We start from the raw sequence: 695 nt of genomic DNA on the forward strand, positions 1-695 counted from the left end.
CCCGAGTGGAACGCAATTGAAAACTTTGGCGATAAGTGGTACTCACGCATTGGTTGGGGTGCACTCTATGTTCTGTTCTACGTGGAGTTTGCTACGGCTTGGTGGCAGTTTCTATTGCTGCCCATTCACTTCTTGATGGGCCCTATTCATGGCGCTATTGTGAACTGGAGCGGCCACAAATACGGCTATCAGAACTTTGACAATCACGACAAGTCCAAGAATACGCTGGCCTTGGATTTTCTGGCCTTTGGTGAATTGTTCCAGAACAACCACCACAAGCTACCTATGCGCGTTAACTTTGGTGTGAAGTGGTGGGAGTTTGACCCTACTTATATGTTTATCTGGGGTCTTGATAAAGCTCGGATTATCAAAATCAAGCGTAAAGTGCCCGTGCCAGCCCAGATGGCGGCATAGCTTAGCTGCGGCAATACCACGAGAAAGGCTGCTCCAGGCATGGGGCAGCCTTTTCTTATTACATCCAGTTGGCCCAGAAGCTTACCTGTATTAGCTGGCATGCACTGCTATTACTATAGAATACCCTAGTAGCTTCTACTTCTTCTTAGCTAGAAGCTACTAGGGTATTCTGAGGATTGAAGGCCAGCGCCGATGGTCATGAAACAGAGCTTATGCATTTTGTAATGGCCTTGTGGTGATATACACAATGACAAGTATTTTTCCTTACCTTTGCACCTCAT

The 695-nt window shown here is 46.8% G+C and carries 1 pseudogene; it reads left to right on the forward strand.

Going from position 1 to position 695, the window contains the following annotated elements:
• Positions 1-414: pseudogene (locus VI25_RS21515) on the forward strand (acyl-CoA desaturase); the annotation flags it as partial.
• Between the last annotated feature and the right edge of the window lie 281 nt (positions 415-695).

Source organism: Hymenobacter sp. AT01-02 (assembly GCF_000961955.2).
Classification (GTDB): domain Bacteria; phylum Bacteroidota; class Bacteroidia; order Cytophagales; family Hymenobacteraceae; genus Hymenobacter; species Hymenobacter mucosus.